The sequence below is a fragment of the Mycoplana sp. ABR4_002 genome (genome assembly GCF_056159645.1).
The window spans coordinates 1,936,517-1,958,486 of the sequence record NZ_JBSWVO010000001.1 but is presented as its reverse complement, the minus strand read 5'-3'; the positions used below and the strand labels follow the sequence as shown (position 1 = coordinate 1,958,486).

Here is a 21,970-nt window from a genome sequence, read left to right as displayed (position 1 = left end):
TCGTGACCGCGGTTCGTTTCCCACGGGGGCCCCGCCTGATGGCTGGCCGATCTATTTTTTAGGCACGGACCGGTCCGGATGGCGCGGCTTTTCCGGTTGCGGCCGCCGGCGGCTGCGACAAAACGGTAATTTGCGGAAAATGCGGCCCGGAATCGGCAAAGCTGGCACGCAACCTGCATAAAAACGGCGAGCGGGTACTCAATTCCTGCAAAACGGGAGAAGCGGAGAGACATTTTCTCATGAAAAAGGTCGAAGCGATCATCAAGCCTTTCAAGCTGGACGAAGTGAAGGAAGCCCTTCAGGAGGTCGGCCTGCAAGGCATCACCGTCACGGAAGCGAAGGGCTTCGGGCGCCAGAAGGGTCACACGGAACTCTACCGCGGCGCCGAATACGTGGTCGATTTCCTGCCGAAGGTGAAGGTCGAGGTCGTCCTGGCGGACGAGAACGTCGAGGCGGTAATCGAAGCGATCCGCAATGCCGCACAGACCGGCCGCATCGGCGACGGCAAGATCTTCGTCTCCAACATCGAAGAAGCCATTCGCATCCGTACCGGTGAAACCGGCATCGACGCCATCTAACCCCTCATTCGCCCTGGCGTTCTGCCGGGGCGCCATCTTGCCATCTCAACAGGGACTTTCGCAAATGACGACTGCCAATGATATCCTCAAGCAGATCAAGGACAACGACGTAAAGTTCGTCGACCTGCGCTTCACCGACGTTAAGGGCAAGCTGCAGCACGTGACGATGGACATTTCCTGCGTTGACGAAGACATGTTCGCCGACGGCGTGATGTTCGACGGCTCCTCGATCGCCGGCTGGAAGGCCATCAACGAGTCGGACATGGTGCTGATGCCGGACCCGGCCACGGTCCACATGGACCCGTTCTTCGCCCAGTCGACCATGGTGATCTTCTGCGACATCCTCGACCCGATCTCCGGCGAGGCCTACAACCGCGACCCGCGCGGCACCGCCAAGAAGGCCGAAGCCTATCTCAAGGCGTCCGGCGTCGGCGACACCGTCTTCGTCGGACCGGAGCCGGAATTCTTCGTCTTCGACGACGTCAAGTACAAGGCCGATCCCTACAACACCGGCTTCAAGCTCGATAGCTCCGAACTGCCGTCCAACGACGACACCGACTACGAGACCGGCAACCTCGGCCACCGCCCGCGCGTCAAGGGTGGCTACTTCCCGGTCCCGCCGGTCGACAGCTGCCAGGACATGCGCTCGGAAATGCTGACCGTGCTCGCCGAGATGGGCGTCGTGGTCGAGAAGCAGCACCACGAGGTGGCCGCCGCCCAGCACGAGCTCGGCGTCAAGTTCGACACGCTGGTTCGCAACGCCGACAAGATCCAGATCTACAAGTATGTCGTCCACCAGGTCGCCAACGCCTACGGCAAGACGGCGACGTTCATGCCGAAGCCGATCTTCGGCGACAACGGTTCGGGCATGCACGTGCACCAGTCGATCTGGAAGGATGGCAAGCCGACCTTCGCCGGTGACGAATATGCCGGCCTGTCCGAGAGCTGCCTCTACTACATCGGCGGCATCATCAAGCACGCCAAGGCCATCAACGCCTTCACCAACCCGACGACGAACTCCTACAAGCGGCTCGTTCCGGGCTACGAGGCTCCGGTCCTCCTCGCCTACTCGGCCCGCAACCGCTCGGCTTCGTGCCGCATCCCGTTCGGCACCGGCCCGAAGTCCAAGCGCGTCGAAGTCCGCTTCCCCGACCCGCTGGCCAACCCCTATCTCGGCTTCGCCGCGATGCTGATGGCCGGCCTCGACGGCATCAAGAACAAGATCCATCCGGGCAAGGCCATGGACAAGGATCTGTACGACCTGCCGGCCAAGGAACTGAAGAAGATCCCGACCGTCTCCGGCTCGCTGCGCGAAGCGCTCGAGAACCTCGACAAGGACCGCAAGTTCCTGACCGTCGGCGGTGTCTTCGACGACGACCAGATCGACTCCTACATCGAGCTGAAGATGGCGGAAGTCATGCGCTTCGAAATGACGCCGCATCCGGTCGAGTTCGACATGTACTACTCGGCCTGAGGCCGAGACGCAGCGGGAACCCGGCAGAGATGCCGGGTTCCCTGTTCGGCGGCCCCAATTTGCGGCACGCCGGGGCGGGAGCCGAGCCTATGCGCCGTGCTCGGATCTGCGAAACCGCAGGACGCCAGACGATCGCCGTTTCGGCAGGACCGGCCCCGACGGGGTTCAAGGGGCGCCAATCTCTTGAGTTTTCCGCGCTCCTCCCCAGATATAGGGCGAAAGGAAGGCCAGACATGAAAATGAGGAATGCCAAGTTCGGGATTGGTGACGTGGTTCGTCATCGGATCTATCCGTTCCGTGGCGTGGTCTTCGACGTCGATCCGGAATTCGCCAATACGGAGGAGTGGTGGAACGCCATTCCCGCCGAGATCCGGCCGTCGAAAGACCAGCCGTTCTATCATCTGTTCGCGGAGAATGCGGAGACGGAATACGTCGCCTATGTGTCCGAACAGAACCTGGTGGCCGACGACAGCGGCAAGCCGGTGCGTCATCCCCAGGTCCGGGCGCTGATGGTACCGGACGAGACGGGCAACTACCACTGGAAGGTGGACGCCGGCATCATGCACTGACGCCTCGCGGCAACCCGGCCGTAGAGGCCTGAAATGCAAAAGACCCGGCCATGCGGCCGGGTCTTTGCGTTTGGCAGCAGGGAACAGCCCGTTACTGGCTCTTGGCGGCCTTCTGCGCGTCCTCGAGCTTCTTGCGGGCCTCCTCCGCCTTCTTCTGCATTTCTTCCTGCAGCAGGCGCTGACGCTCCTGGAGCTTCGACTGCTCGATCGGCTCGCCGTCATAGGCACCCGTGAAGCCGGACAGCGTCATCTTGATCGGGTTCGGCGTGCGCTGGAAGTTCACCGAGGTAAAGACGACCTCATTGCCCTTCTTCAGGCTGTTGAGCATCTGGTCGGTGAGCGGCGCCTCGGCGACGCACTTGTCGGGCATGCAGATGGCATAGTCGAGCTTCTGCGGCTTGCTGCCGTCGATCTGGATGGCGATGCCCGGCGGGATCAGCCGCGCGCTCGGAACCGAGACCTGGATGATCTTGCGGTTGACCTTGCCCTCGACCGAAATCAGGCCGACGGCCGTCAGCAGCTGGCCTCCGCCGGCGGTCAACAGGTTCTGGACGATGCAGACGTCGTTGTCCTCCTGCTTGGTGCAGACCTTGAACCAGCCCTGCGGTGCCCCCGCCTGCTGCGCCTGCGCTGCGGACGGCAGGGCGGCGGCTGCGAGTGACACCGCGAAAGCCGAAAGCACAGCCTGTTTGGTAAGGATCGATTTGAAGGTCATAACGAGTTCCGTCTCCTGAAATACGGTGCCGAGCGCTGTTTTCGCCCCTGGAATGTTTCGGTCAGCCGTGCGCTCTCCTGTTGGCGAATTGAGGCATTTGCATGACCCGTCATCTCGGGTTCCCCTGTTACAATGGGCCGCGCCGGATATCCAGCCTCCCCATCGTGATTTTGCCCAGAGTTCCTGAAAAAGAGGGCCTAAGAATGTTCGCGCGCGCCGCGAGCATGTAAGTTGGCGCCGAATCTCGTTCGGCCGAAAAGAGGAATCATCTTGCGGGTTCTCCTGACTGCGCTCTTCATCGGACTTGTTCTGCCGGCGGCGTCCGAGGCGTCGGCAGCGCCGCTGCACGGCATTGCCATGCATGGCGAGCCGGCCCTGCCGCCGGACTACCAGCACTTTCCCTATGTGAACCCGACGGTCAAAAAGGGCGGCAGGATCACCTACGGCGTGGTCGGCACCTTCGACAACCTCAATCCCTTCATCCTCAAGAGCATGCGCACCACCGCGCGCGGCATGTGGGATCCGGAGTTCGGCAACCTCGTCTACGAATCGCTGATGCAGCGCTCGCGGGACGAAGCGTTCACGATGTACGGGCTCCTGGCCGAGACGGTCGAATGGGACGACGAGCGCAGCTACATCCAGTTCAACCTCAATCCGAAGGCACGCTGGGCGGACGGCCAGCCGGTCACCGCCGACGACGTGATCTTCACTTTCGAGCTGTTGCGCGACAAGGGGCGCTCGCCCTTCAGCCGCCGGCTCGAGGTGGTCGAGAAGATGGAGAAGGTCGGCACCAACAGCGTGCGCTTCACCTTCAACGACAAGGCCGATCGCGAGTCGCCGCTGCTGCTCGCGCTGTCCCCGGTGCTGCCGAAGCACGCGGTCGAGGTCGACGGCTTCGACCGCACGACGCTGGCCTTGCCGCTCGGCTCGGGTCCCTACCGCGTCAGGGAGGTCAAGCCGGGCGAAAAGATCGTCTTCGTGCGCAATCCCGACTACTGGGGCAAGGACATCCCCTCGAAGGTCGGGTTCGACAACTACGACCAGATCACCGTCGAGTACTTCCTGCAGGAGAACTCGCTGTTCGAGGCGTTCAAGAAGGGCAATGTCGATATCTTCCAGGAGGGAAACCCGACGAAATGGGCGCGGGGCTATGACTTTCCGGCCGTGACCTCGGGCGCGATCGTCAGGGACACCTTCAAGCCCGAGGTGCCGTCCGGCATGCTGGGCTTCGTCTTCAACACCCGCCGGCCCATATTCGCCGATGCGCGCGTGCGTCACGGCCTGTCGCTCGTGTTCGATTTCGAATGGGTGAACAAGAACCTGTTCGAGGGCGCCTATCGACGAACCGAGAGCTATTGGCAGAACTCCGAGCTGTCTTCACTCGGCGTGCCGGTGGACGATCGGGAGAAGGCCCTGCTCGGTCCGGCGTTCGCGCGCATCGAGCCGGCGATGCGGGACGGCAGCTATCGCTGGCCGGCCACGGACGGGTCGGGACGCGACCGCATGGTGCTGAAGCAGGCCGTGACGCTGCTGAAGGAGGCCGGCTACACGATCAAGGACGGGGTGATGAGCGACGCCGCCGGCAGGCCGCTCTCGTTCGAGATCATGACGCAGAACGCCGACCAGGAGAAGCTCGCCCTCGCCTACCAGCGCTTTCTCTCCGCCCTCGGCATCCACGCCGCCGTGCGCACCGTCGACGACTCGCAGTACCAGAGCCGCTCGCAGACCTTCGACTATGACGTCATCATCCGCGCCTATTCCTCCTCGCTGTCGCCGGGAATCGAGCAGGCGGCCCGCTGGCGTTCCGACTTCCGCGACCTCGAGGGCAGCGAGGCTTTCGCCGGCGCCAACGACCCCGACGTCGACCGGATGGTGGATGCGATCCTCGGCGCGCGCGGCGCGGAAGATTTCCGGGCGGCCGTCCGTGCCCACGACCGCGTGCTCCTGTCCAATCACTACGTCCTGCCGCTCTATCACCTCGGCCAGCAATGGGTGGCCCGCCACAGCCATATCGAACACCCGGATGCCATGCCGCTATACGGCTACCAGTTTCCGGTGTGGTGGGACGCCCGGATACAGTAAATCGGCCGGGTACCTGTGTGGTTGGCGCATTGACCCGTTGAACCGGCCCCCTTGCGCGCCTATCTGCGCTTAAGGGCCGGAAAGGCCGGCAAGGGAAGGATAGCCCGGAGATGGAGACTATTTCGATCGACGTCGTTTCCGACGTGGTGTGCCCGTGGTGCTATCTCGGCAAGAGACGGCTGGAGCAGGCGCTGTCGGAGGTTTCGGGCGAGGTGAACGCCGCCGTCACCTTCCGCCCCTACCAGCTCAATCCCGACATGCCGCCGCAGGGCACCGACCACAAGAAATACCTTGCCGCAAAGCTCGGCGGCGAGGCGGCGGTGACCCGCGCCCACGACATGCTGACCCATCTCGGGCAGGAGGCCGGAATCGACTTCAACTTCAAGGCGGTCGAGCTCAGCCCGAACACGCTCGATGCGCACCGGCTGCTGCGGTGGGCGATGATCGAAGGGCCGGAGGTCCAGAATCGCGCGCTGCTGGCACTGTTCAAGGCCTATTTCGAGGAGGGCAGGAACATCGGCGACCGCCGCGTTCTCCTGGACATCGCCGAGCAGGCCGGCATGGACCGCACGGCGGTGTGCGCGCTGTTTTCCGCCGGCGCGGACGTCGATTCGGTGAAGGAGGAGATCGACATGGCGCGCCAGATGGGCGTCACCGGCGTGCCCTGCTTCATCATCGACAACAAGTACGCGGTGGTGGGCGCCCAGTCGGCCGACGTGCTGGCCGGGGCGCTGCGCGAAGTCGCGGCGATGAAAAAATCCGCGGCGGCCGCCCAACCGTAAGCCAAGGCCGACCGATCCGGCCCAGGCCCACGGCGGTCCCGTGCACCGCCGGCGAAGACCGCTATGCCGCCGCCTGCCTTGCCAATCCCGCCAGTTGCGTCATCAACTGCGCCGCGCCGGTCAACCGCTTCTCCGGCGTCGGCAGATCCCGCGACAGGAACAGGCTCTGGTCCGGCCGGATCTTCGCCAGCGTGCCCTGCTTGGCGATGTAGCCGACCAGCGCCGCCGGGTTCGGGAACTGCTTGTGGCGGAACTGGATGACAACACCCTTCGGGCCGGCGTCCAGCTTTTCGACGTTGGCAGTGCGGCACAGCGACTTGACGTAGACGATCTTCAACAGGTGCTGGACCTCGACCGGCAATGGGCCGAAACGGTCGATCAGTTCCGCGCCGAAGGCGTCGATGTCGCCAAGCTCGGTGATTTCTCCGAGCCGGCGGTAGAGGCCGAGGCGCAGGTGGAGGTCCGGCACGTAGTCGTCCGGGATCATTACCGGGGTGCCGACAGAGATCTGCGGCGACCAGCCGCTGTCGACGATCTCCTCGTCACCCTTGATCTCGGCGACCGCCTCCTCGAGCATCTGCTGGTAGAGCTCGAAGCCGACCTCCTTGATGTGTCCGGACTGCTCTTCGCCCAAAAGGTTGCCGGCGCCGCGGATGTCGAGGTCGTGGCTCGCCAGCTGGAAGCCTGCGCCGAGCGTGTCCAGCGACTGCAGTACCTTCAGGCGACGCTCGGCCGGCCCGGTCAGCTTCTTGTTCACCGGCAGCGTCAGCAGCGCGAAGGCGCGCACCTTGGAGCGCCCGACGCGGCCGCGCAGCTGGTAGAGCTGGGCCAGCCCGAACATGTCGGCCCGATGCACGATCAGGGTATTGGCGGTCGGCACGTCGAGCCCGGATTCGACGATGGTCGTCGACAACAGCACGTCGTAACGCCCCTCGTAGAAGGCGTTCATGATATCCTCAAGCTCGCCGGCCGGCATCTGACCGTGGGCGACCGCGACCTTCAGCTCGGGTACGTCCTGCTGGAGAAACTCGTGGATCTCGGCAAGGTCGCTGAGACGCGGGCAGACATAGAAGCTCTGGCCGCCACGGTAGTGCTCGCGCATCAGCGTCTCGCGGATCACCAGCGGGTCGAATGGCGAAATGAAGGTGCGGACCGCCATGCGGTCGACCGGCGGCGTCGTGATCAGCGACAGCTCGCGCACGCCGGTCATGGCCAGCTGCAGGGTGCGCGGGATCGGCGTCGCCGACAGCGTCAAGACGTGCACGTCGGTCTTCAGCTCCTTCAGCCGCTCCTTGTGCTTCACGCCGAAATGCTGCTCCTCGTCGATGATGAGCAGGCCGAGATTGGCGAACTTGATGGCGTTGCCGAGCAGCGCGTGCGTGCCGACGACGATGTCGGTCTTGCCGTCCGCGACCTCCTTCTTCGTCAGCGCCAGGTCCTTGGCGCCGACGAGCCGCGAGGCCTGCTGCAGCCGGATCGGCAGGCCGCGGAAGCGGTCCGCGAAGGTCTTGTAGTGCTGGCGGGCGAGCAGCGTGGTCGGCACGACCACGGCGACCTGCACCCCGTTCATGGCAGCGATGAAGGCGGCGCGCAGCGCCACTTCCGTCTTGCCGAAGCCGACATCGCCGCAGACCAGCCGGTCCATCGGCCGGCCGGCGCCGAGATCCTCGCGGACCGCGTCGATGGCATTGGCCTGGTCGTCGGTCTCGTCATAGGGGAAGCGGGCGGCGAATTCGTCATAGACGCCGTCCGGCGCCGTCAGCACCGGCGCGTGGCGCACCAGGCGGGCGGCGGCGACCTGGATCAGACCGCCCGCCATCTCCAGCAGCCGCTTCTTCAGCTTGGCCTTGCGCGCCTGCCAGGCGACGCCGCCGAGCTTGTCGAGAATCGCGTCGGTGCCCTCGCCGCCGTAGCGCGAGAGCAGGTCGATGTTTTCCACCGGCAGGAACAGCTTGGCGTCGTCGGCATAGAGGAGCTCGAGGCATGCGTGCGGCGCGCCCGCCGCCTCGATCGTGCGCAGGCCGATGAACCGCCCGATTCCGTGCTCGGCGTGAACGACGATGCTGCCTTCGTCGAGGCCTGCCACCTCGGCGATGAAATCGGCACCGCGCTTGCGGCGGCGCGTGCGGCGGACCATGCGGTCGCCGAGAATGTCCTGCTCGCCGATGAAGACCAGGTCGCCGGCCTCGAAACCGCTCTCGAGGCTGAGCACGGCCGATCCCGCCTCGCCCGGTTTCAGCCGACGAAGCGCCGTGAGGTTCGGCACGTCCACGATATTGCCGAGCCCGTGTTCGGCCAGCACCTGCAGCAGTCGGTCGAGCGAACCCTCGCTCCAGCCCGTCACCAGCACCTTCCTGCCGGCCGCGCGCAGGTCGGCGACATATTTTACCACCTGGTCGAACACATTGACCCGGTCGTTGCCGGCATCGCCCTCGGTCGCCGCCTTGGCCCAGCGCGCGCCCGCCCGCGCCTGCACAGGGAAAATCCGGCGCGCTTCACCCTCGTGCTCGTTGAAGGGCGACAGCCGGATGGCGTCGTGCTCGGCGAGCAATTCGGCAAAGCGCGCGTCGTCGAGATAGAGCTGCTCGGGCGGTACCGGCTTGTAGGGCGTGGCCTGCGCCAGCTGCCCCTTGGCGGCGGCCGAGGACTGCCGGGCCTCGTAGTAGTCGCGCACGAGCTTCCAGCGCTCCGCGGCCGCTTCCCGCGCCGCGTGGTCGGTGACGATCCGGAAGCCGCCCAGATAGTCGAACACCGTCTCGAGGCGGTCGTGGAACAAGGGCAGCCAGTGTTCCATGCCGGCATAGCGCCGGCCTTCGGACACGGCCTGATAGAGCACGTCGTCGCGCGTGGCTGCGCCGAACAGCGACAGGTACTGGGTACGGAAGCGGCTGATGGATTCCGGCGTCAGCGTCACCTCGCTCATCGGATTGAGGTCGAGGCTCCTGACCTGGCCGGTCGAGCGCTGGCTGGCGGGATCGAAGGCGCGGATGCTCTCCAGCGTATCGCCGAAGAAATCGAGCCGGACCGGCTCGGGGCTGCCGGGCACGAAGACGTCGAGAATGCCGCCGCGCACCGCGTATTCACCGACCTCGCGCACGGTTGCGACGCGCTCGAAGCCGTTCTGTTCCAACCGCCCGGCGAGGTCGTCCATCCGTACCTGGTTGCCGGGACGGGCAGAAAAGGTCAGGCCGCCGATGACGCTGCGCGGCGCCATGCGCTGCAGCATGGCGTTGACGGTCACCAGCACGATGGCGGGATGCGGCTTCTGCGAATGGGCGATCAGTGCGGCCAGCGCCGACAGGCGCCGCGCGGAAATGTCGGCGCTCGGAGAGACGCGGTCATAGGGCAGGCAGTCCCAGCCCGGAAGGGTCAGGACCGGGACCTCGGGCGCGTGGAAAGCGAGCATCTGTTCGATGTCGGCGATGCGCTGGCCGTCGGACATGACGTAGGCGACCGGTCCGAGCTCGCGTGCAAGTTCGGCGAGGACGAGCGGCTCGGCGCCGCCCGGAACCGAGGTCACGCTAGCAGGCTGACCGATTGTCGCCAGCGCCGAAACGTCGAGCCCGGGAATCATCGGGACTTCCCGGGCGCTTGCGACAGCGGCGAGAAATCCGGCTTGAACGCGCAGATGCGCGGAAACAGTCCGGTGCGCAACCGATCCGGCACCGGCCGCTCCCCGGTCACCCACTTGACCAGGTCCGCATCGTCCAGCGCCATGATCTCCTCGAGTTCGTCGAGCTCAGCCTCGGTCAGGGTCGTGATCTCGGCGTCGGCGAACGCGCCGAGAACCAGGTCCATCTCGCGGATGCCGCGGTGCCAGCAGCGAAAGAGGATGCGCTTACGGCGCGGTTCGATGTCTGCGCTGGAGCGTTTTGTGCCGGTCATGCCCGTGTCTTTCCGCATTTGATCTTGGCGCCTGTGGGGAGACAGGCGGCGCCATCCAGGGACGCCAGGCGCCATCCGAAGAAGCGGTGGTCGCCGCCGGCTTCTATAGTCGTTCGAAAGCCGATTGTCAGCCTTGCCAAGCGGCAATTCTGCGGGGCAATTTGTGCGCATGCGACCCGCCCTGCTCGATCCCCTGTTTGCTTCCCTTTCCTCCCTGCCCGGCATCGGACCGAAGACGGGCGAGCTGTTCGCCCGGCTGCTCGGCCAGGAGAGCCTGGAGGACTGCCGCGTCATCGACCTCGTCTTCCACATGCCGCACGGCCTGATCGACCGGCGCAACCAGCCCGGCATCGCCCATGCGCCGCAAGGCACGATCGTGACGGTCGCCGGCCGCGTCGACCGACACCAGCCACCGCCGCGCGGCCGGACGAACGTCCCCTACCGGGTCTTCCTGCACGACGACACCGGAGAACTGGCGCTGACCTTCTTCCGCGCCAAGGGCGACTGGCTGGCGAAGGCCCTGCCCGTGGACGAGCCCGTCATCGTGAGCGGCAAGGTCGACTGGTTCAACGGCCGCGCCTCGATGGTCCACCCCGACTACATGGTCAAGGCGAGCGAGGCGGAGGCCATGCCGATGGTCGAGCCGGTCTACGGGCTGACCGCCGGCCTGTCGCCGCGCACCCTGCGCAAGGCGATCGAGGCGGCGGTCCTGCGGGTGCCGCAACTGCCGGAGTGGATCGATCCCAGCCTTGTGGCCAGACAGGGGTTCCCGGAGGCAGCGGTCGCCATCGCCGCGCTGCACCATCCACGCGACGCGCTCGACATCGAACTGCAGGCGCCCGCCCGCCGCCGGCTCGCCTATGACGAGTTCCTGGCCGGCCAGCTGTCGTTGGCGCTGGTGCGCCAGAACCTGCGTCGTCTTTCCGGGCGCCCGGTGACGGCGACGGGACAGTTGAGCGGGCCTGTGCTGGCGGCCCTGCCCTTTGCCCTGACCGGTAGCCAGTCCGCCGCCGTCGCCGAAATCCTCGGCGACATGGCGACCGACCAGCGCATGTTGCGGCTGCTGCAGGGCGACGTCGGCTCCGGAAAGACCGCCGTGGCGTTGATGGCGATGCTGGCCGCGGTCGAGGCGGGCGGACAGGCGGTGCTGATGGCGCCGACCGAGATCCTCGCCCGCCAGCATCATGCCACCCTGTCGAAGATGGCCGCGCCTGCGGGCATCACCATCGACGTCCTGACCGGCCGCACGAAGGGGCGCGAGCGGGACCAGGTGATTGAGCGGATCGCAACGGGTGCGACGAGCATCGTCGTTGGCACCCACGCCCTGTTCCAGGACAATGTGAGCTACCGCGACCTGGCGCTGGCGGTGGTGGACGAGCAGCACCGGTTCGGCGTGCACCAGCGGTTGCGGCTGACCGCCAAGGGGATCTCGCCGCACATGCTGGTGATGACCGCAACGCCGATCCCGCGCACGCTGGTGCTCGCCGCCTTCGGCGACATGGACGTCTCCAAGCTCACCGAGAAGCCGGCCGGCCGCAAGCCGATCAAGACCGTGACCGTGCCGCAGGAGCGCACCGGCGAGATCGTCGAGCGGCTGCAGAAGGCCGTTGCCGAGGGCAAGAAGGCTTACTGGATCTGCCCGCTGGTCGAGGAGAGCGAAGCGACCGAACTGATGTCGGTCGAGGAACGCCATGCCTCGCTGGCCCGCGCCTTCGGCGACAGGGTCGGCCTGGTGCACGGCCAGATGGGCGGCCCGCAGAAGGACGAGGCAATGCTGGCGTTCAAGGCCGGCGATACCCGCCTGCTCGTCGCCACGACCGTGGTCGAGGTCGGCGTCGACGTCCCGGATGCAAGCATCATGGTGATCGAACATGCCGAGCGCTTCGGCCTGGCCCAGCTGCACCAGCTGCGCGGCCGCGTCGGCCGGGGCGCTGAGGCCTCGACCTGCATCCTGCTGTACAAGGGGCCGCTCAGCGAAAGCGGCCGCGCCAGGCTCGGCATCCTGCGCGAGACGGAAGACGGGTTCCGGATCGCCGAGGAGGACCTGAAGCTGCGCGGCGAAGGCGAACTGCTCGGCACGCGCCAATCGGGCATGCCGGGGTTCCTGATCGCCAGCCTCGAGGCGCACGGCGACCTGCTGGAGATCGCCCGCAAGGATGCGGCCTACGCACTGGAAAAGGACCCGGAGCTTCTGTCCGAGCGCGGCACGGCGCTGCGCACCCTGCTCTATCTCCACCGCCGTGACGAGGCCATCCGGTTCCTGCGCGCGGGCTGATCCGGCGTTACTTCTTGAAGGTCCGCCGCAGCTTGGCCGAAAGCGGCGTCGGCGCGGAAAGGAGCCTGTCCGGCGGATTGACCAGGCCGACGGAGATGATCAGCTTGGCGGCGTCCTCGGCGCTCATGTCGAGCAGGACGATCTTTTCGCGCGGCACGAAGACGAGGTAGCCCGCGGTCGGAAACGGCGTCGGCGGCAGGAAGCAGGCCACCATGTCTCGCCCCATGGCGTCGAACTTCGACTTCATCTCGCCCTTGGCGTCGGTGGCGATGAACACGATCGACCACAGCCCCGCGCTCGGGTACTCGATCACGCCGGCCTTGTTGAAGGAGGTACCGTTTTCCTTCAACACCGACTCGAAGATCTGCTTCAGGCTCTTGTAGATCGTCCGCACCAGCGGGGTGCGGTTGATGATCGTCTCGCCGAAATTGAAGATCGAGCGGCCAATCAGGTTCTTGCCGAGAAAACCGACCAGGGTGATCACCACCAGCGCGATCAGCAGGCCGAAGCCGGGGATGGCGAACTGGAGGTAGCTCTCCGGGTTGTAGGAATGTACGGCTTCACCCAGCTGTCGGCCCAGTGGATAAAGGTCCAGGTCAGCCAGATCGTGATCGCGATCGGCGCGCAGATGACGAGGCCGGTGAGGAAGTTGTTGCGCAGCCGCGCGGCGAGGGAAAGTCGGGGAATGATCTCGTTCATCGCGTCCAGCCGCTGGGAATCTCACCCGTAGAAGGCCGGATGATAGGTAACCGTTCCGCCGGCGTAAACCGTCGATAGCTCCAGGCGCAGGAAATACTCCTGCGGGATGCCGGGCGAGGTGAAGGCCGGGTCCGGCGCGAAGCCGAAGCGCGCATAGTAAGCCGGGTCGCCTGCCAGCACGCAACCCTTCGCACCGAGCGCCTGCAGCCGCGCCAGCCCGGCGCGCACCAGCGCGCTGCCGACTCCCTGCCGCTGCCGGGCCGGAAGGACCGAAATCGGGCCGAGGCCGTACCAACCCGCGCCCTGTCCGGACATCGCAACCGGCGAAAAGGCAACGTGGCCTATGATGGCGCCACCCTCCTCCGCCACCAGCGACAGCGTCAGCGCGCCGGCCGCCCGCAGCCGGTCGACGATCGCCGGCTCCGAACCGTCGCTGTAGGGCACGCCCGCAAAGGCGACAGCCGTGAGGTCGCGGATCGTCTCGTCGTCGCCCTGCGCCTCGTCGCGGACGATCATTCGACCGTCACCGACTTCGCCAGATTGCGCGGCTGGTCGACATCGGTGCCCATGTGCACCGCGGTGTGGTAGGCGATCAGCTGGATCGGCAGGGCAAAGACCAGCGGCGCGATGATCTCGTCCACCGTCGGCAGCACGATCGTCGCCATGGTCTCGAGCTTGGTCGCTGCCGCGCCGCGGGCATCGGTGATGAAGATGATGCGCCCGCCGCGCGCCGCCACCTCCTGCATGTTCGAAACGGTCTTCTCGAAAAAGCGATCGTGCGGGGCGATCACGATCACCGGCATGTTCTCGTCGATCAGCGCGATCGGCCCGTGCTTCAGCTCGCCGGCGGCATAGCCCTCGGCATGGATGTAGGAAATCTCCTTGAGCTTCAGCGCGCCCTCGAGCGCCAGCGGGAAGCTCGTGCCGCGCCCGAGATAGAGGACGTCGCGGCACTTGGACAGTTCGCGGGCCAGCTGTTCTATCGCCGGCTGGATGGTGTTCAGCACGTTCGCCATGATGCGCGGCGTCTCGGCCAGGCTGCGGACAAACGCCTTCTCCTCCGTTTCGTCCAGCGTCCCGCGCGCCCGGCCGGCCTGCAGCGCCAGCGAGGCCAGCACGGCGAGCTGGCAGGTGAAGGCCTTGGTCGAGGCGACGCCGATCTCCGGCCCGGCCAGGGTCGGAAACACGACATCGGCCTCGCGCGCGATGGTCGATTCCGGCGCGTTGACGATCGCGCCGATCTTCAGGCCGGCCTCTCGGCAATAGCGGAGCGAGGCCAGCGTGTCGGCGGTTTCGCCGGACTGGGAGATGAACAACGCGGCCGACCGCGGATTGAGAGGAATCTCGCGGTAGCGGAATTCGGAGGCGACGTCGATCTCGACGGGGAGCCGGGCCAGCCGCTCGAACCAGTATTTTCCGACCAGACCTGCCAGGTAGGCCGTACCGCAAGCCGACACCGACAAGTTCGGAATATTTGCGAAATCAATCTCGTGCGCCGGTTTTTTCACCTTGTTGTCGATGAAATCGACATAATGGCTGAGCGTGTGCGAGACGACCTCCGACTGCTCATGGATTTCCTTCTCCATGAAATGCCGGTGGTTGCCCTTGTCGATCATGTAGGCGGCGACACCGGACACCTGCCGCGGGCGGTCGACCGGATTGCCGTCAAGGTCGAAGATGTGCACGCCGTTGCGGCCCACCACGGCCCAGTCGCCGTCGACGAGATAGGTGATGTCGGAGGTGAACGGCGCGAGCGCGATGGCGTCGGAGCCGAGAAACATCTCGCCCTGCCCGTGGCCGATGGCAAGCGGTGGGCCGTTGCGCGCGACCATGATCGTGGCGGGATCGTCCTCGAACATCACCGCCAGGGCGTAGGCGCCGGTCACCCGCTGCAGCATGGCCAGCATCGCGTCGCGCCGGCCGTGCCCTTCCCGTCGCAGCCGCGACAGCAACTGGGCGACCACCTCGGTATCGGTCTGCGTGGCGAACCGCGCGCCGCCGGCGATCAGTTCGTCCTTGATCTCGGAAAAATTCTCGATGATGCCGTTGTGGACGACGGCCACCCCGTCGGTGAAGTGCGGATGGGCGTTGTCCTCGGTCGGCGCGCCGTGCGTCGCCCAGCGGGTGTGGGCGATGCCGATCGTCCCGTCCAGCGGCTGCTCGACGAGGCGCGCCTCCAGGTTGACCAGCTTGCCCTCGGCCCGCCGCCGCTCGAGCCGACCGTCGCGGATGGTCGCCACGCCAGCCGAATCGTAGCCGCGGTACTCCAGCCGCTTCAGCGCCTCCACGAGACGCCCGGCCACCGGCCCGGCTCCAACAATGCCGACAATACCGCACATGAGATCACTCCAAGTCTGGTCCGCCCTGCCATTCGCCGGCTACGGCCCCGAAGGTTGCGACAGCTTCATCCGCGCACACACTGGATTGAAAATCGATTCCGACTTTCGGCTGTGCAGCGCGGCAGGTTCCGCCTTGAGGTATCGATTTTCGTAGTAAGCGCAATGGCTTCGCGCTCACTTTCGGTTTCAACCGTTAACGCCGGCAACGGGTGGCTAGTCGCCAGTCTTCGTTCGCGCCGCCTTGATCGCGGCGTTGCGCGCCTGGATCAGCCGCGCCCGGCCGGGCTTGTTCTCCTGACGGGCGCGGCCGAAGGCGACCGCGTCGTCGGGGACGTCCTGCGTGACAACGCTGCCCGAGGCCACATAGGCGCCGTCACCGATCGTCACCGGCGCCACCAGCGCCGAGTTCGAGCCGATGAAGGCGTTCGCCCCGATTCGCGTCTCGTGCTTGTTGATGCCGTCGTAGTTGCAGGTGATCGTCCCGGCGCCGATATTACTGCCGGCGCCAATGAAGGCGTCGCCGATATAGGTCAGGTGGTTGACCTTGGCGCCGGCGCCGATCTCCGCCTTCTTCACCTCACAGAAGTTGCCGACCTTGGCATCGGCGCCGAGATTGGCGCCGGGCCGGAGCCGCGCGTAGGGGCCGACGCTAGCCCCGGCGCCGACATGCGCGCCCTCCAGATGCGAGAACGCGTGGATCACGGCACCGCTCTCCACCGTCACGCCCGGCCCGAAGACGACGTTCGGCTCGATCATCACGTCCCGGTCGATGTTCGTGTCATGGGACAGGAACACGGTCTCCGGGGCGATCATGGACACGCCGGACAGCATCACCTCGGTGCGCCTGCGTTGCTGCCAGAGACGCTCGATGACGGCGAGCTCGGCCCGTGTGTTGCACCCGGTGAGTTCCTCTTCCGGAGCCTCCACCGCCGTCGCGCGGCCGCCGGACGCCCGCACCACCTCGACAATGTCGGTGAGGTAGTACTCGCCCTTGGCGTTGGCATTGCCGATCCGGTCGAGAAGGTCCAGCGCCTTGCCGCCGTCGATCGCCATCAGGCCGCCATTGCAATAGGCAATCGCGCGCTCCTCGACCGTGGCGTCCTTTTCCTCGCGGATGCCGACCAGTTCGCCGTCCCGGACGATCAGGCGGCCGTAGCCGAAGGGATCGGCGGCCATGAAGCCGACGACCACCACGTCGCTGCCGCCGGCCAACCCGTCCCGCGCCGCCAACAGCGGTGCGGGCGTCAAGAGCGGAGTGTCGCCGAAGACGACGAGCACGTCGTCATATCCTCGGGCGATGGCCGCCCGCGCGGCCAGCACGGCATGGGCGGTACCGAGGCGCTCTGTCTGGACATGGGTCTCGGCGCGCACGGCCGGGTTGCGGGCCGCGGCCTCGACCCGTTCGGCATCGCGGCCGAGCACCAGCGCCACGTCGGTGATCCCCGCCGCGGCGAGCGCGTCGACCACATGGGCGATCATCGGCCGGTTGCCGATCGGATGCAGCACCTTCGACAGGGACGATTTCATGCGGGTGCTTTCGCCGGCGGCCAGGATCACGGCCAGGCAGCTGCGTTTGTTCTCGTCCCTGGACATCACTTCCCTCGCTGAACATCTCCGATGCCGATCCTTAGCAAAGGCACCCGGTCACAGACAAAGGGAAAACGGCGCTACTCGGTGCGCCGCAGCCGGCTTTCCACCAGAAGACCGCTCTCATCGAGAATCGGATAGGCCACCGACACCAGGTGGGCGTTGATGCGCTTCAGGTCGCGCAGCATGTCGAGGTGGAGCGAACTGGTCTGCAGGCTCTCGAGCCGGCCGTCGCGAAGCCGGGCCAGATGCCGCTCGGACGACTGCTTCTCCAGATGCCGAACCGCGACCTTCACCTCCACGAGCCGCCGCGCCAGCGCAAAGTCGCGGGTCACGAGGATCGTCTGGGCGATGCGGAGGTTTTCGAGCGTCAGATTGAACAGGTCCGTCAGTTCGGCATAGCCGTCTTCCGAGAACATCAGGCCGTTGACGATCTTCTTGTTCACCTGTTCCTGCAGGCCTTTCTCGATGATGTCACCGACATGTTCGAGATTGATCGCATAGTCGATGATGACGATCGAGCGCGCGGAATTTTCGGCGTTCAGGCCGTTATGCCCAAGGCGCGAAAGATAGATCTTGATCGCCTGCTGCAGACCGTCGACCTGCTTCTCCAGCGTTGCGATCCTTGCCAGTTCGGCCAGATTGTTCTCCTCGAAGGCCTTCATCACATGCATCAGCATGATCTCGATCAGGTCGCCCACGCGCAGCACTTCCCGCGCCGCGCCGGACAGCGCCACGACCGGTGTCGAAAGAGCCGCCTCGTCGAGGTGATGCGGCCCGGTCTCGCCCGGCGGTTCGTCCGGCACCAGCCGTTCCATCAGCCGCGCCAGCAGTGACGACAGCGGCCAGAAGGCCAGGGCAACGACGAGGTTGAAGGCGAGGTGCGCGTCGACCGGCAATTTCGATGCCGACAGCGGCAGCTGCATCAGCGCATCGGCCGCCACCCCTGCCAGGGGAAGAGCCACAAGACAACCGACAGCGCGCACGATGAGATTGCCGAGCGTCACCCGCCGCACCGGCGCCGGCGACTTCAGCGTCGCGACGACCGGCGGTATGGCACCGCCGAGATTGGCCCCCAGCACCAGCACCAGCGTCAGGGCCGGCGAGAGGATGCCCATGGTCGTCAGCGACAGGATCAGCACGACGATGGCAAGGCTGGACGAGGCGACGAAGGCGAGCACGGTCGAGAACAGCAGGGCCACGGGCCAGGCGCCGTCCAGCAGCGTCAGGAACGCGGCGAGCGCTGGCGACTGGCGCATCGGCTCGGTCGCAAGGCTCAGCAGGTGCAGCGAAAGCAACATCAGCCCGATGCCCACCAGCGCTGATCCTGCACCCTGGCGCGCCGTCGATGCGGACTTGTAGAGAATCATGCCGATCAGGATGACCAGCGGTGCGACCCAGGCGATACCGGTCGCGACGATCCACGCCGTCACGGCGGTGCCGACATTGGCGCCCAGCAGCACGATCTGCGCCATGCGCGACCGGATGAGGTTCTTCTCGACGAACGAGGCCGTCATCAGCGCCGTCGCGGTCGAACTCTGCAGCGCGATCGTCGACAGGAATCCAGCGGCGAATGCCCGCAGCGGACCACCCGTGCCAAGCGCCAATCCCTTGCGCAGGCGGCCGCCGAAGGCGCGGGTCACCCCGTCCTTGACCTGCGCCAGGCCGAACAGAAGCATGGCGACGGCGCCGAAGAGGTTGATTGTCACGATAAGAGAAGCCATCAGCATGCCTTTCGGGATCGGACAGTCCGTCGTCCGGGCGGCTTGCGTCAAGCTGCCGCCGCACCATCCGGACCGTCGTTGGCATTTCGCACCACACGCACCGATTCATCAATCATTTCAGGCAAAAATATTTTGCCGGCAAACAAGCCTTCCGGCACCTGACCGAGCTGTCGGACGCCTTTGACCGCCAGACGGAGGCCGCCTTGCCGTCGCTGTCGGCCGACCACGGCATCCGGTACTGATTCCGCGGCCCCTTCGTCTTCTATTCCGCAAAACTTTCCGTTAAGAGACGGGTTCCGTCCGGCGACAACGCCGTGCCAGTAAGGAATGCGAAGTATGCTCGAATCATTGCGAAAAGGCGCCCAGACCTGGGTTGCAAAGGCCTTCCTCCTCATTCTCGTCGTCTCGTTCGGCGTGTGGGGTATTTCGAGCTCGCTCGTCACCGGGGCATCGAATGCGGTGGTGACCGTGGGCGACGTGAAGGTCTCGCCGACCGACTTCCGCCTCGCCTATGAGCGGCAGTTGTCGACGCTGTCGCAGCGCTTCGGAACGCATCTTACGCGCGACCAGGCCCGGGCGCTGGGCGTCGAGAACCAGGTCTTCGCCGAACTTGTCGCCGGCGCCGCCCTTGATCAGCTATCGCAGGACATGAGCCTCGGCCTCAGCGAGGATCGCCTGGCCGAGCTCATCGCCGCCGATCCCGCCTTCAGGGGACCGAACGGCAAGTTCGACCGTGCCGCCTTCTCTTCCATCCTCCGCAACGCCGGCTTGCGCGAGAATGACTATATCAACAACCGCAGCCAGGTTGCCGTGCGCAGCCAGATCGTCGAGGCCGTCTCGGACGGCTATGCCGCGCCCGCGACCCTGACGGACGCCATCAAGCAGTATCGCAACGAGGCCCGCACCCTCGACTACCTCCTGCTGTCGAACGCCAATATCGATCCGATCAAGGCGCCGGCCGACGACGTGCTCGCCGACTGGTTCGAGAAGAACAAGGCGAAATACCGCGCGCCCGAATATCGCAAGATCGTCTATGTCGCGCTGGCGCCGCAGGACATTGTCGACGCCTCTTCGATCGACGATGCCGCGCTGCGCGAGGAATACGAGCGCAGCAAGGACAAGTACCGCAGCGACGAAATGCGCACCATCGAGCAACTGACGTTCCCCGACCGCAACGCCGCCGACGAGGCCGCCGCCCGTCTTGCCGCCGGCACCAGCTTCGACGCCCTGATCACGGAGCAAGGCAAGTCCGCGACCGACGTCCTTCTCGGCGACTTCAGCCAGGCCACCGTGCCCGACCAGACCCTGGCGGCCGCGGCCTTCGCCATAGCGGAAGACGGGGGAACCTCGCCGGTCGTGGACGGCATCTTCGGTCCGGTCATCCTGCGCGCGACGAACGTCCGCCCCGAAAGCGTCCGGTCGTTTGAGGAGGTAAAGGAAGAGCTGCGCCAGGAACTGGCGCTGTCCCAGGCCAGCCAGGATCTCATGGCGGTCCATGACCGCTTCGAGGAGGCCCAGGCCGACGGCGCCCGGATCGAGGACGCGGCCAGCCAGGCCAAGCTCAAGGCCGTTACGATTGAGGCGGTCGACAGCACCGGCAAGGGCACGGACGGCGAGGACCTCGGCCTGCCCGAACAGGCCGCCCTGCTCGCCGAAGTCTTCAAGACCGAGGTCGGTCTCGAGAACCCGCCGGTCAACTACGGCCGCGAAGGCTATATCTGGTTCGAGGTGCTCGACGTCCAGCCCGAGCGCGACCGAACCCTTGACGAGGTTCGCGACGTGGTGGCCGCAGACTGGACGGCGCAGCAACAGCGCGAGGCGCTCGCCAAGACGGCCGCCGGGATCGCCGAGCGGATCCGCAAGGGCGAGGCTATGGACGTCATCGCCGCCGACATGGGCATCGCCGTCGAGACGAAGGCCGGACTCACGCGGGAGACGCAAGGGGATGTGGCGCTCAGCCCTGCGGCCATCGCCGCGGCGTTCGGCGGACCGGCCGGCCACGTCGCCAATGCGCCGGGAGTTAACGGCGAGGGCCAGGTCGTCCTGCGGATTACCGATGTGAACAGTGGCGCGGTGGGCGATGCCGGCGCGGATCAGCAGATCGAGGCCGTCGCCCGCGCCAGCGGCGACGACATCCTCGACCAGATGGTCACGAGCCTGCAGTCCGCCTATGGCGTCTCGGTCAACCGGCAGCTCGCAGAACAGAGCATGCAATAATACAGCCACTCGAACGGAGCGGACATGTCTGACCTGAAACCATTCATCGCCAAGGTTGCCACGGGCCAGCCGCTCGGTCGCGAAGAGGCACGCGCCGCCTTCGAGATCATCATGTCCGGCTCGGCGACACCCTCGCAGATCGGCGGGTTCCTCATGGCGCTGAGGGTGCGCGGGGAGACCGTGGACGAGATCTATGGTGCCGTCAGCTCGATGCGGGCCCGCATGCTGCCTGTCGCCGTGCCCGCCAACGCGATCGACATCGTCGGCACGGGCGGCGACGGGGCCGGCACCTACAACATCTCGACGCTTGCCGCGATCATCGTCGCCGGCGCCGGCGTTCCGGTCGCCAAGCACGGCAATCGCGCACTCAGTTCGAAGTCCGGCACGGCGGATGCCCTGTCCTGCCTCGGGGTCAAGCTCGACATCGGGCCGGAGGCGATCGCGCGCTGCGTCAGGGAAGCCGGTCTCGGCTTCATGTTCGCAACGCTGCACCACCCGGCGATGAAGCATGTCGGCCCGTCCCGGGTCGAACTCGGCACGCGAACGATCTTCAACCTGCTCGGGCCTCTGTCCAATCCCGGCGGTGTCAAGCGCCAGCTTGTCGGTGTCTTTTCTCCGCAATGGCTGGTGCCCGTGGCCGAGGTGCTGCGCGATCTCGGCGCCGAGGGCGTCTGGGTGGTGCACGGCTCCGGCCTCGACGAGATCACCACGACCGGACCGACCCAAGTCGCAGCCCTCGAGGACGGAAAGGTTCGGCAGTTCGACCTGTCGCCGTCCGACTTTGGCCTGCCGCAGGTGACCCTCGAGGACATCCGCGGCGGCGACGGCGCCCACAACGCCGAAGCGCTGCGCGCGGTTCTTGACGGGGCGCAGGCGCCCTACCGCGACATCTCGCTCGCGAATGCGGCGGCGGCCCTTGTCGTCGCCGGGACGGCCGGCTCGCTCGGCCAGGGGATGGAGCTTGCGCGACAGTCGCTCGACGGCGGCAGTGCCCGCACGGTGCTGGCCCGGCTGATCGCGGTTTCCAACGCCGGTGATTAGGGA

The 21,970-nt window shown here is 66.1% G+C and carries 15 protein-coding genes and 1 pseudogene; 8 read left to right on the top strand and 8 right to left on the bottom strand.

Going from position 1 to position 21,970, the window contains the following annotated elements:
• Positions 1–239 precede the first annotated feature (239 nt).
• The 3 genes from ACXAGF_RS09535 (at position 240) to hspQ (ending at position 2,621) form a co-directional block, all read left to right on the top strand.
• Positions 240–578, top strand: a complete 339-nt coding sequence (locus tag ACXAGF_RS09535) for a P-II family nitrogen regulator (protein ID WP_475016446.1) — start codon at positions 240–242, stop codon at positions 576–578.
• A 64-nt stretch (positions 579–642) separates the two neighbouring features.
• Positions 643–2,052, top strand: coding sequence for a type I glutamate--ammonia ligase (glnA, locus tag ACXAGF_RS09530; protein ID WP_475016444.1), 1,410 nt, complete (start codon positions 643–645; stop codon positions 2,050–2,052).
• 233 nt (positions 2,053–2,285) lie between these two features.
• Positions 2,286–2,621, top strand: coding sequence for a heat shock protein HspQ (hspQ, locus tag ACXAGF_RS09525; protein WP_475016442.1), 336 nt, complete (start codon positions 2,286–2,288; stop codon positions 2,619–2,621).
• 91 nt (positions 2,622–2,712) lie between these two features.
• Here hspQ and ACXAGF_RS09520 read toward each other — a convergent pair whose 3' ends face one another.
• Positions 2,713–3,336 carry an invasion associated locus B family protein gene (locus ACXAGF_RS09520; protein WP_475016440.1) on the bottom strand — a complete coding sequence of 208 codons (624 nt, stop codon included), beginning with the start codon at positions 3,334–3,336 and terminating at the stop codon, positions 2,713–2,715.
• A gap of 282 nt (positions 3,337–3,618) precedes the next feature.
• Here ACXAGF_RS09520 and ACXAGF_RS09515 point away from each other — a divergent pair, with 282 nt between their 5' ends.
• Positions 3,619–5,418: an extracellular solute-binding protein gene (locus ACXAGF_RS09515; RefSeq protein WP_475019248.1), complete on the top strand. Its 1,800-nt coding sequence runs from the start codon at positions 3,619–3,621 to the stop codon at positions 5,416–5,418.
• A 110-nt stretch (positions 5,419–5,528) separates the two neighbouring features.
• On the top strand, positions 5,529–6,200 hold the full coding sequence (locus tag ACXAGF_RS09510; protein ID WP_475016438.1) for a DsbA family oxidoreductase: 672 nt from the start codon (positions 5,529–5,531) through the stop codon (positions 6,198–6,200).
• A 61-nt stretch (positions 6,201–6,261) separates the two neighbouring features.
• Here ACXAGF_RS09510 and mfd read toward each other — a convergent pair whose 3' ends face one another.
• Together mfd and ACXAGF_RS09500 are read right to left on the bottom strand one after the other, a co-directional pair.
• Complete coding sequence (gene mfd / locus ACXAGF_RS09505; RefSeq protein ID WP_475016436.1) at positions 6,262–9,774, bottom strand: transcription-repair coupling factor; 3,513 nt, start codon at positions 9,772–9,774, stop codon at positions 6,262–6,264.
• Positions 9,771–10,085, bottom strand: coding sequence for an FAD assembly factor SdhE (locus ACXAGF_RS09500; protein WP_475016434.1), 315 nt, complete (start codon positions 10,083–10,085; stop codon positions 9,771–9,773). The genes mfd and ACXAGF_RS09500 overlap by 4 nt, the downstream gene beginning before the upstream one ends.
• 169 nt (positions 10,086–10,254) lie before the next feature.
• Here ACXAGF_RS09500 and recG point away from each other — a divergent pair, with 169 nt between their 5' ends.
• Positions 10,255–12,360, top strand: coding sequence for an ATP-dependent DNA helicase RecG (gene recG, locus ACXAGF_RS09495; RefSeq protein WP_475016430.1), 2,106 nt, complete (start codon positions 10,255–10,257; stop codon positions 12,358–12,360).
• Between the two features lie 7 nt (positions 12,361–12,367).
• On the opposite strand, the pseudogene ACXAGF_RS09490 reads toward recG, so the two are convergent.
• From ACXAGF_RS09490 to ACXAGF_RS09470, 5 genes and pseudogenes are all read right to left on the bottom strand, one after another.
• Positions 12,368–13,059: pseudogene (locus ACXAGF_RS09490) on the bottom strand (DUF502 domain-containing protein).
• A 21-nt stretch (positions 13,060–13,080) separates the two neighbouring features.
• Positions 13,081–13,575: a GNAT family N-acetyltransferase gene (locus tag ACXAGF_RS09485; RefSeq protein ID WP_475016426.1), complete on the bottom strand. Its 495-nt coding sequence runs from the start codon at positions 13,573–13,575 to the stop codon at positions 13,081–13,083.
• Positions 13,572–15,398: a glutamine--fructose-6-phosphate transaminase (isomerizing) gene (gene glmS, locus ACXAGF_RS09480; RefSeq protein WP_475016424.1), complete on the bottom strand. Its 1,827-nt coding sequence runs from the start codon at positions 15,396–15,398 to the stop codon at positions 13,572–13,574. The genes ACXAGF_RS09485 and glmS overlap by 4 nt, the downstream gene beginning before the upstream one ends.
• A 213-nt stretch (positions 15,399–15,611) precedes the next feature.
• Entirely contained in the window at positions 15,612–16,991 is a 1,380-nt protein-coding gene (glmU, locus tag ACXAGF_RS09475) for a bifunctional UDP-N-acetylglucosamine diphosphorylase/glucosamine-1-phosphate N-acetyltransferase GlmU (protein WP_475016421.1), read from the bottom strand.
• 74 nt (positions 16,992–17,065) lie between these two features.
• Entirely contained in the window at positions 17,066–18,709 is a 1,644-nt protein-coding gene (locus ACXAGF_RS09470) for a Na/Pi cotransporter family protein (protein WP_475016419.1), read from the bottom strand.
• A 336-nt stretch (positions 18,710–19,045) separates the two neighbouring features.
• On the opposite strand from ACXAGF_RS09470, the gene ACXAGF_RS09465 reads away from it, so the two are divergent.
• Entirely contained in the window at positions 19,046–20,926 is a 1,881-nt protein-coding gene (locus ACXAGF_RS09465) for a SurA N-terminal domain-containing protein (RefSeq protein WP_475016417.1), read from the top strand.
• Positions 20,927–20,950: 24 nt separating this feature from the next.
• Positions 20,951–21,967: an anthranilate phosphoribosyltransferase gene (trpD, locus tag ACXAGF_RS09460; RefSeq protein WP_475016415.1), complete on the top strand. Its 1,017-nt coding sequence runs from the start codon at positions 20,951–20,953 to the stop codon at positions 21,965–21,967.
• Positions 21,968–21,970: the final 3 nt, after the last annotated feature.

Excerpts from the sequence above, each read along its gene's own strand:
- ACXAGF_RS09535 (WP_475016446.1), top strand. The coding sequence starts at position 240 with ATGAAAAAGGTCGAAGCGATCATCAAGCCTTTCAAGCTGGACGAAGTG.
- glnA (WP_475016444.1), top strand. The coding sequence starts at position 643 with ATGACGACTGCCAATGATATCCTCAAGCAGATCAAGGACAACGACGTA.
- hspQ (WP_475016442.1), top strand. The coding sequence starts at position 2,286 with ATGAAAATGAGGAATGCCAAGTTCGGGATTGGTGACGTGGTTCGTCAT.
- ACXAGF_RS09520 (WP_475016440.1), bottom strand. The coding sequence starts at position 3,336 with ATGACCTTCAAATCGATCCTTACCAAACAGGCTGTGCTTTCGGCTTTC.
- ACXAGF_RS09510 (WP_475016438.1), top strand. The coding sequence starts at position 5,529 with ATGGAGACTATTTCGATCGACGTCGTTTCCGACGTGGTGTGCCCGTGG.
- mfd (WP_475016436.1), bottom strand. The coding sequence starts at position 9,774 with ATGATTCCCGGGCTCGACGTTTCGGCGCTGGCGACAATCGGTCAGCCT.
- ACXAGF_RS09500 (WP_475016434.1), bottom strand. The coding sequence starts at position 10,085 with ATGACCGGCACAAAACGCTCCAGCGCAGACATCGAACCGCGCCGTAAG.
- recG (WP_475016430.1), top strand. The coding sequence starts at position 10,255 with ATGCGACCCGCCCTGCTCGATCCCCTGTTTGCTTCCCTTTCCTCCCTG.
- ACXAGF_RS09485 (WP_475016426.1), bottom strand. The coding sequence starts at position 13,575 with ATGATCGTCCGCGACGAGGCGCAGGGCGACGACGAGACGATCCGCGAC.
- glmS (WP_475016424.1), bottom strand. The coding sequence starts at position 15,398 with ATGTGCGGTATTGTCGGCATTGTTGGAGCCGGGCCGGTGGCCGGGCGT.
- glmU (WP_475016421.1), bottom strand. The coding sequence starts at position 16,991 with ATGTCCAGGGACGAGAACAAACGCAGCTGCCTGGCCGTGATCCTGGCC.
- ACXAGF_RS09470 (WP_475016419.1), bottom strand. The coding sequence starts at position 18,709 with ATGGCTTCTCTTATCGTGACAATCAACCTCTTCGGCGCCGTCGCCATG.
- ACXAGF_RS09465 (WP_475016417.1), top strand. The coding sequence starts at position 19,046 with ATGCTCGAATCATTGCGAAAAGGCGCCCAGACCTGGGTTGCAAAGGCC.
- trpD (WP_475016415.1), top strand. The coding sequence starts at position 20,951 with ATGTCTGACCTGAAACCATTCATCGCCAAGGTTGCCACGGGCCAGCCG.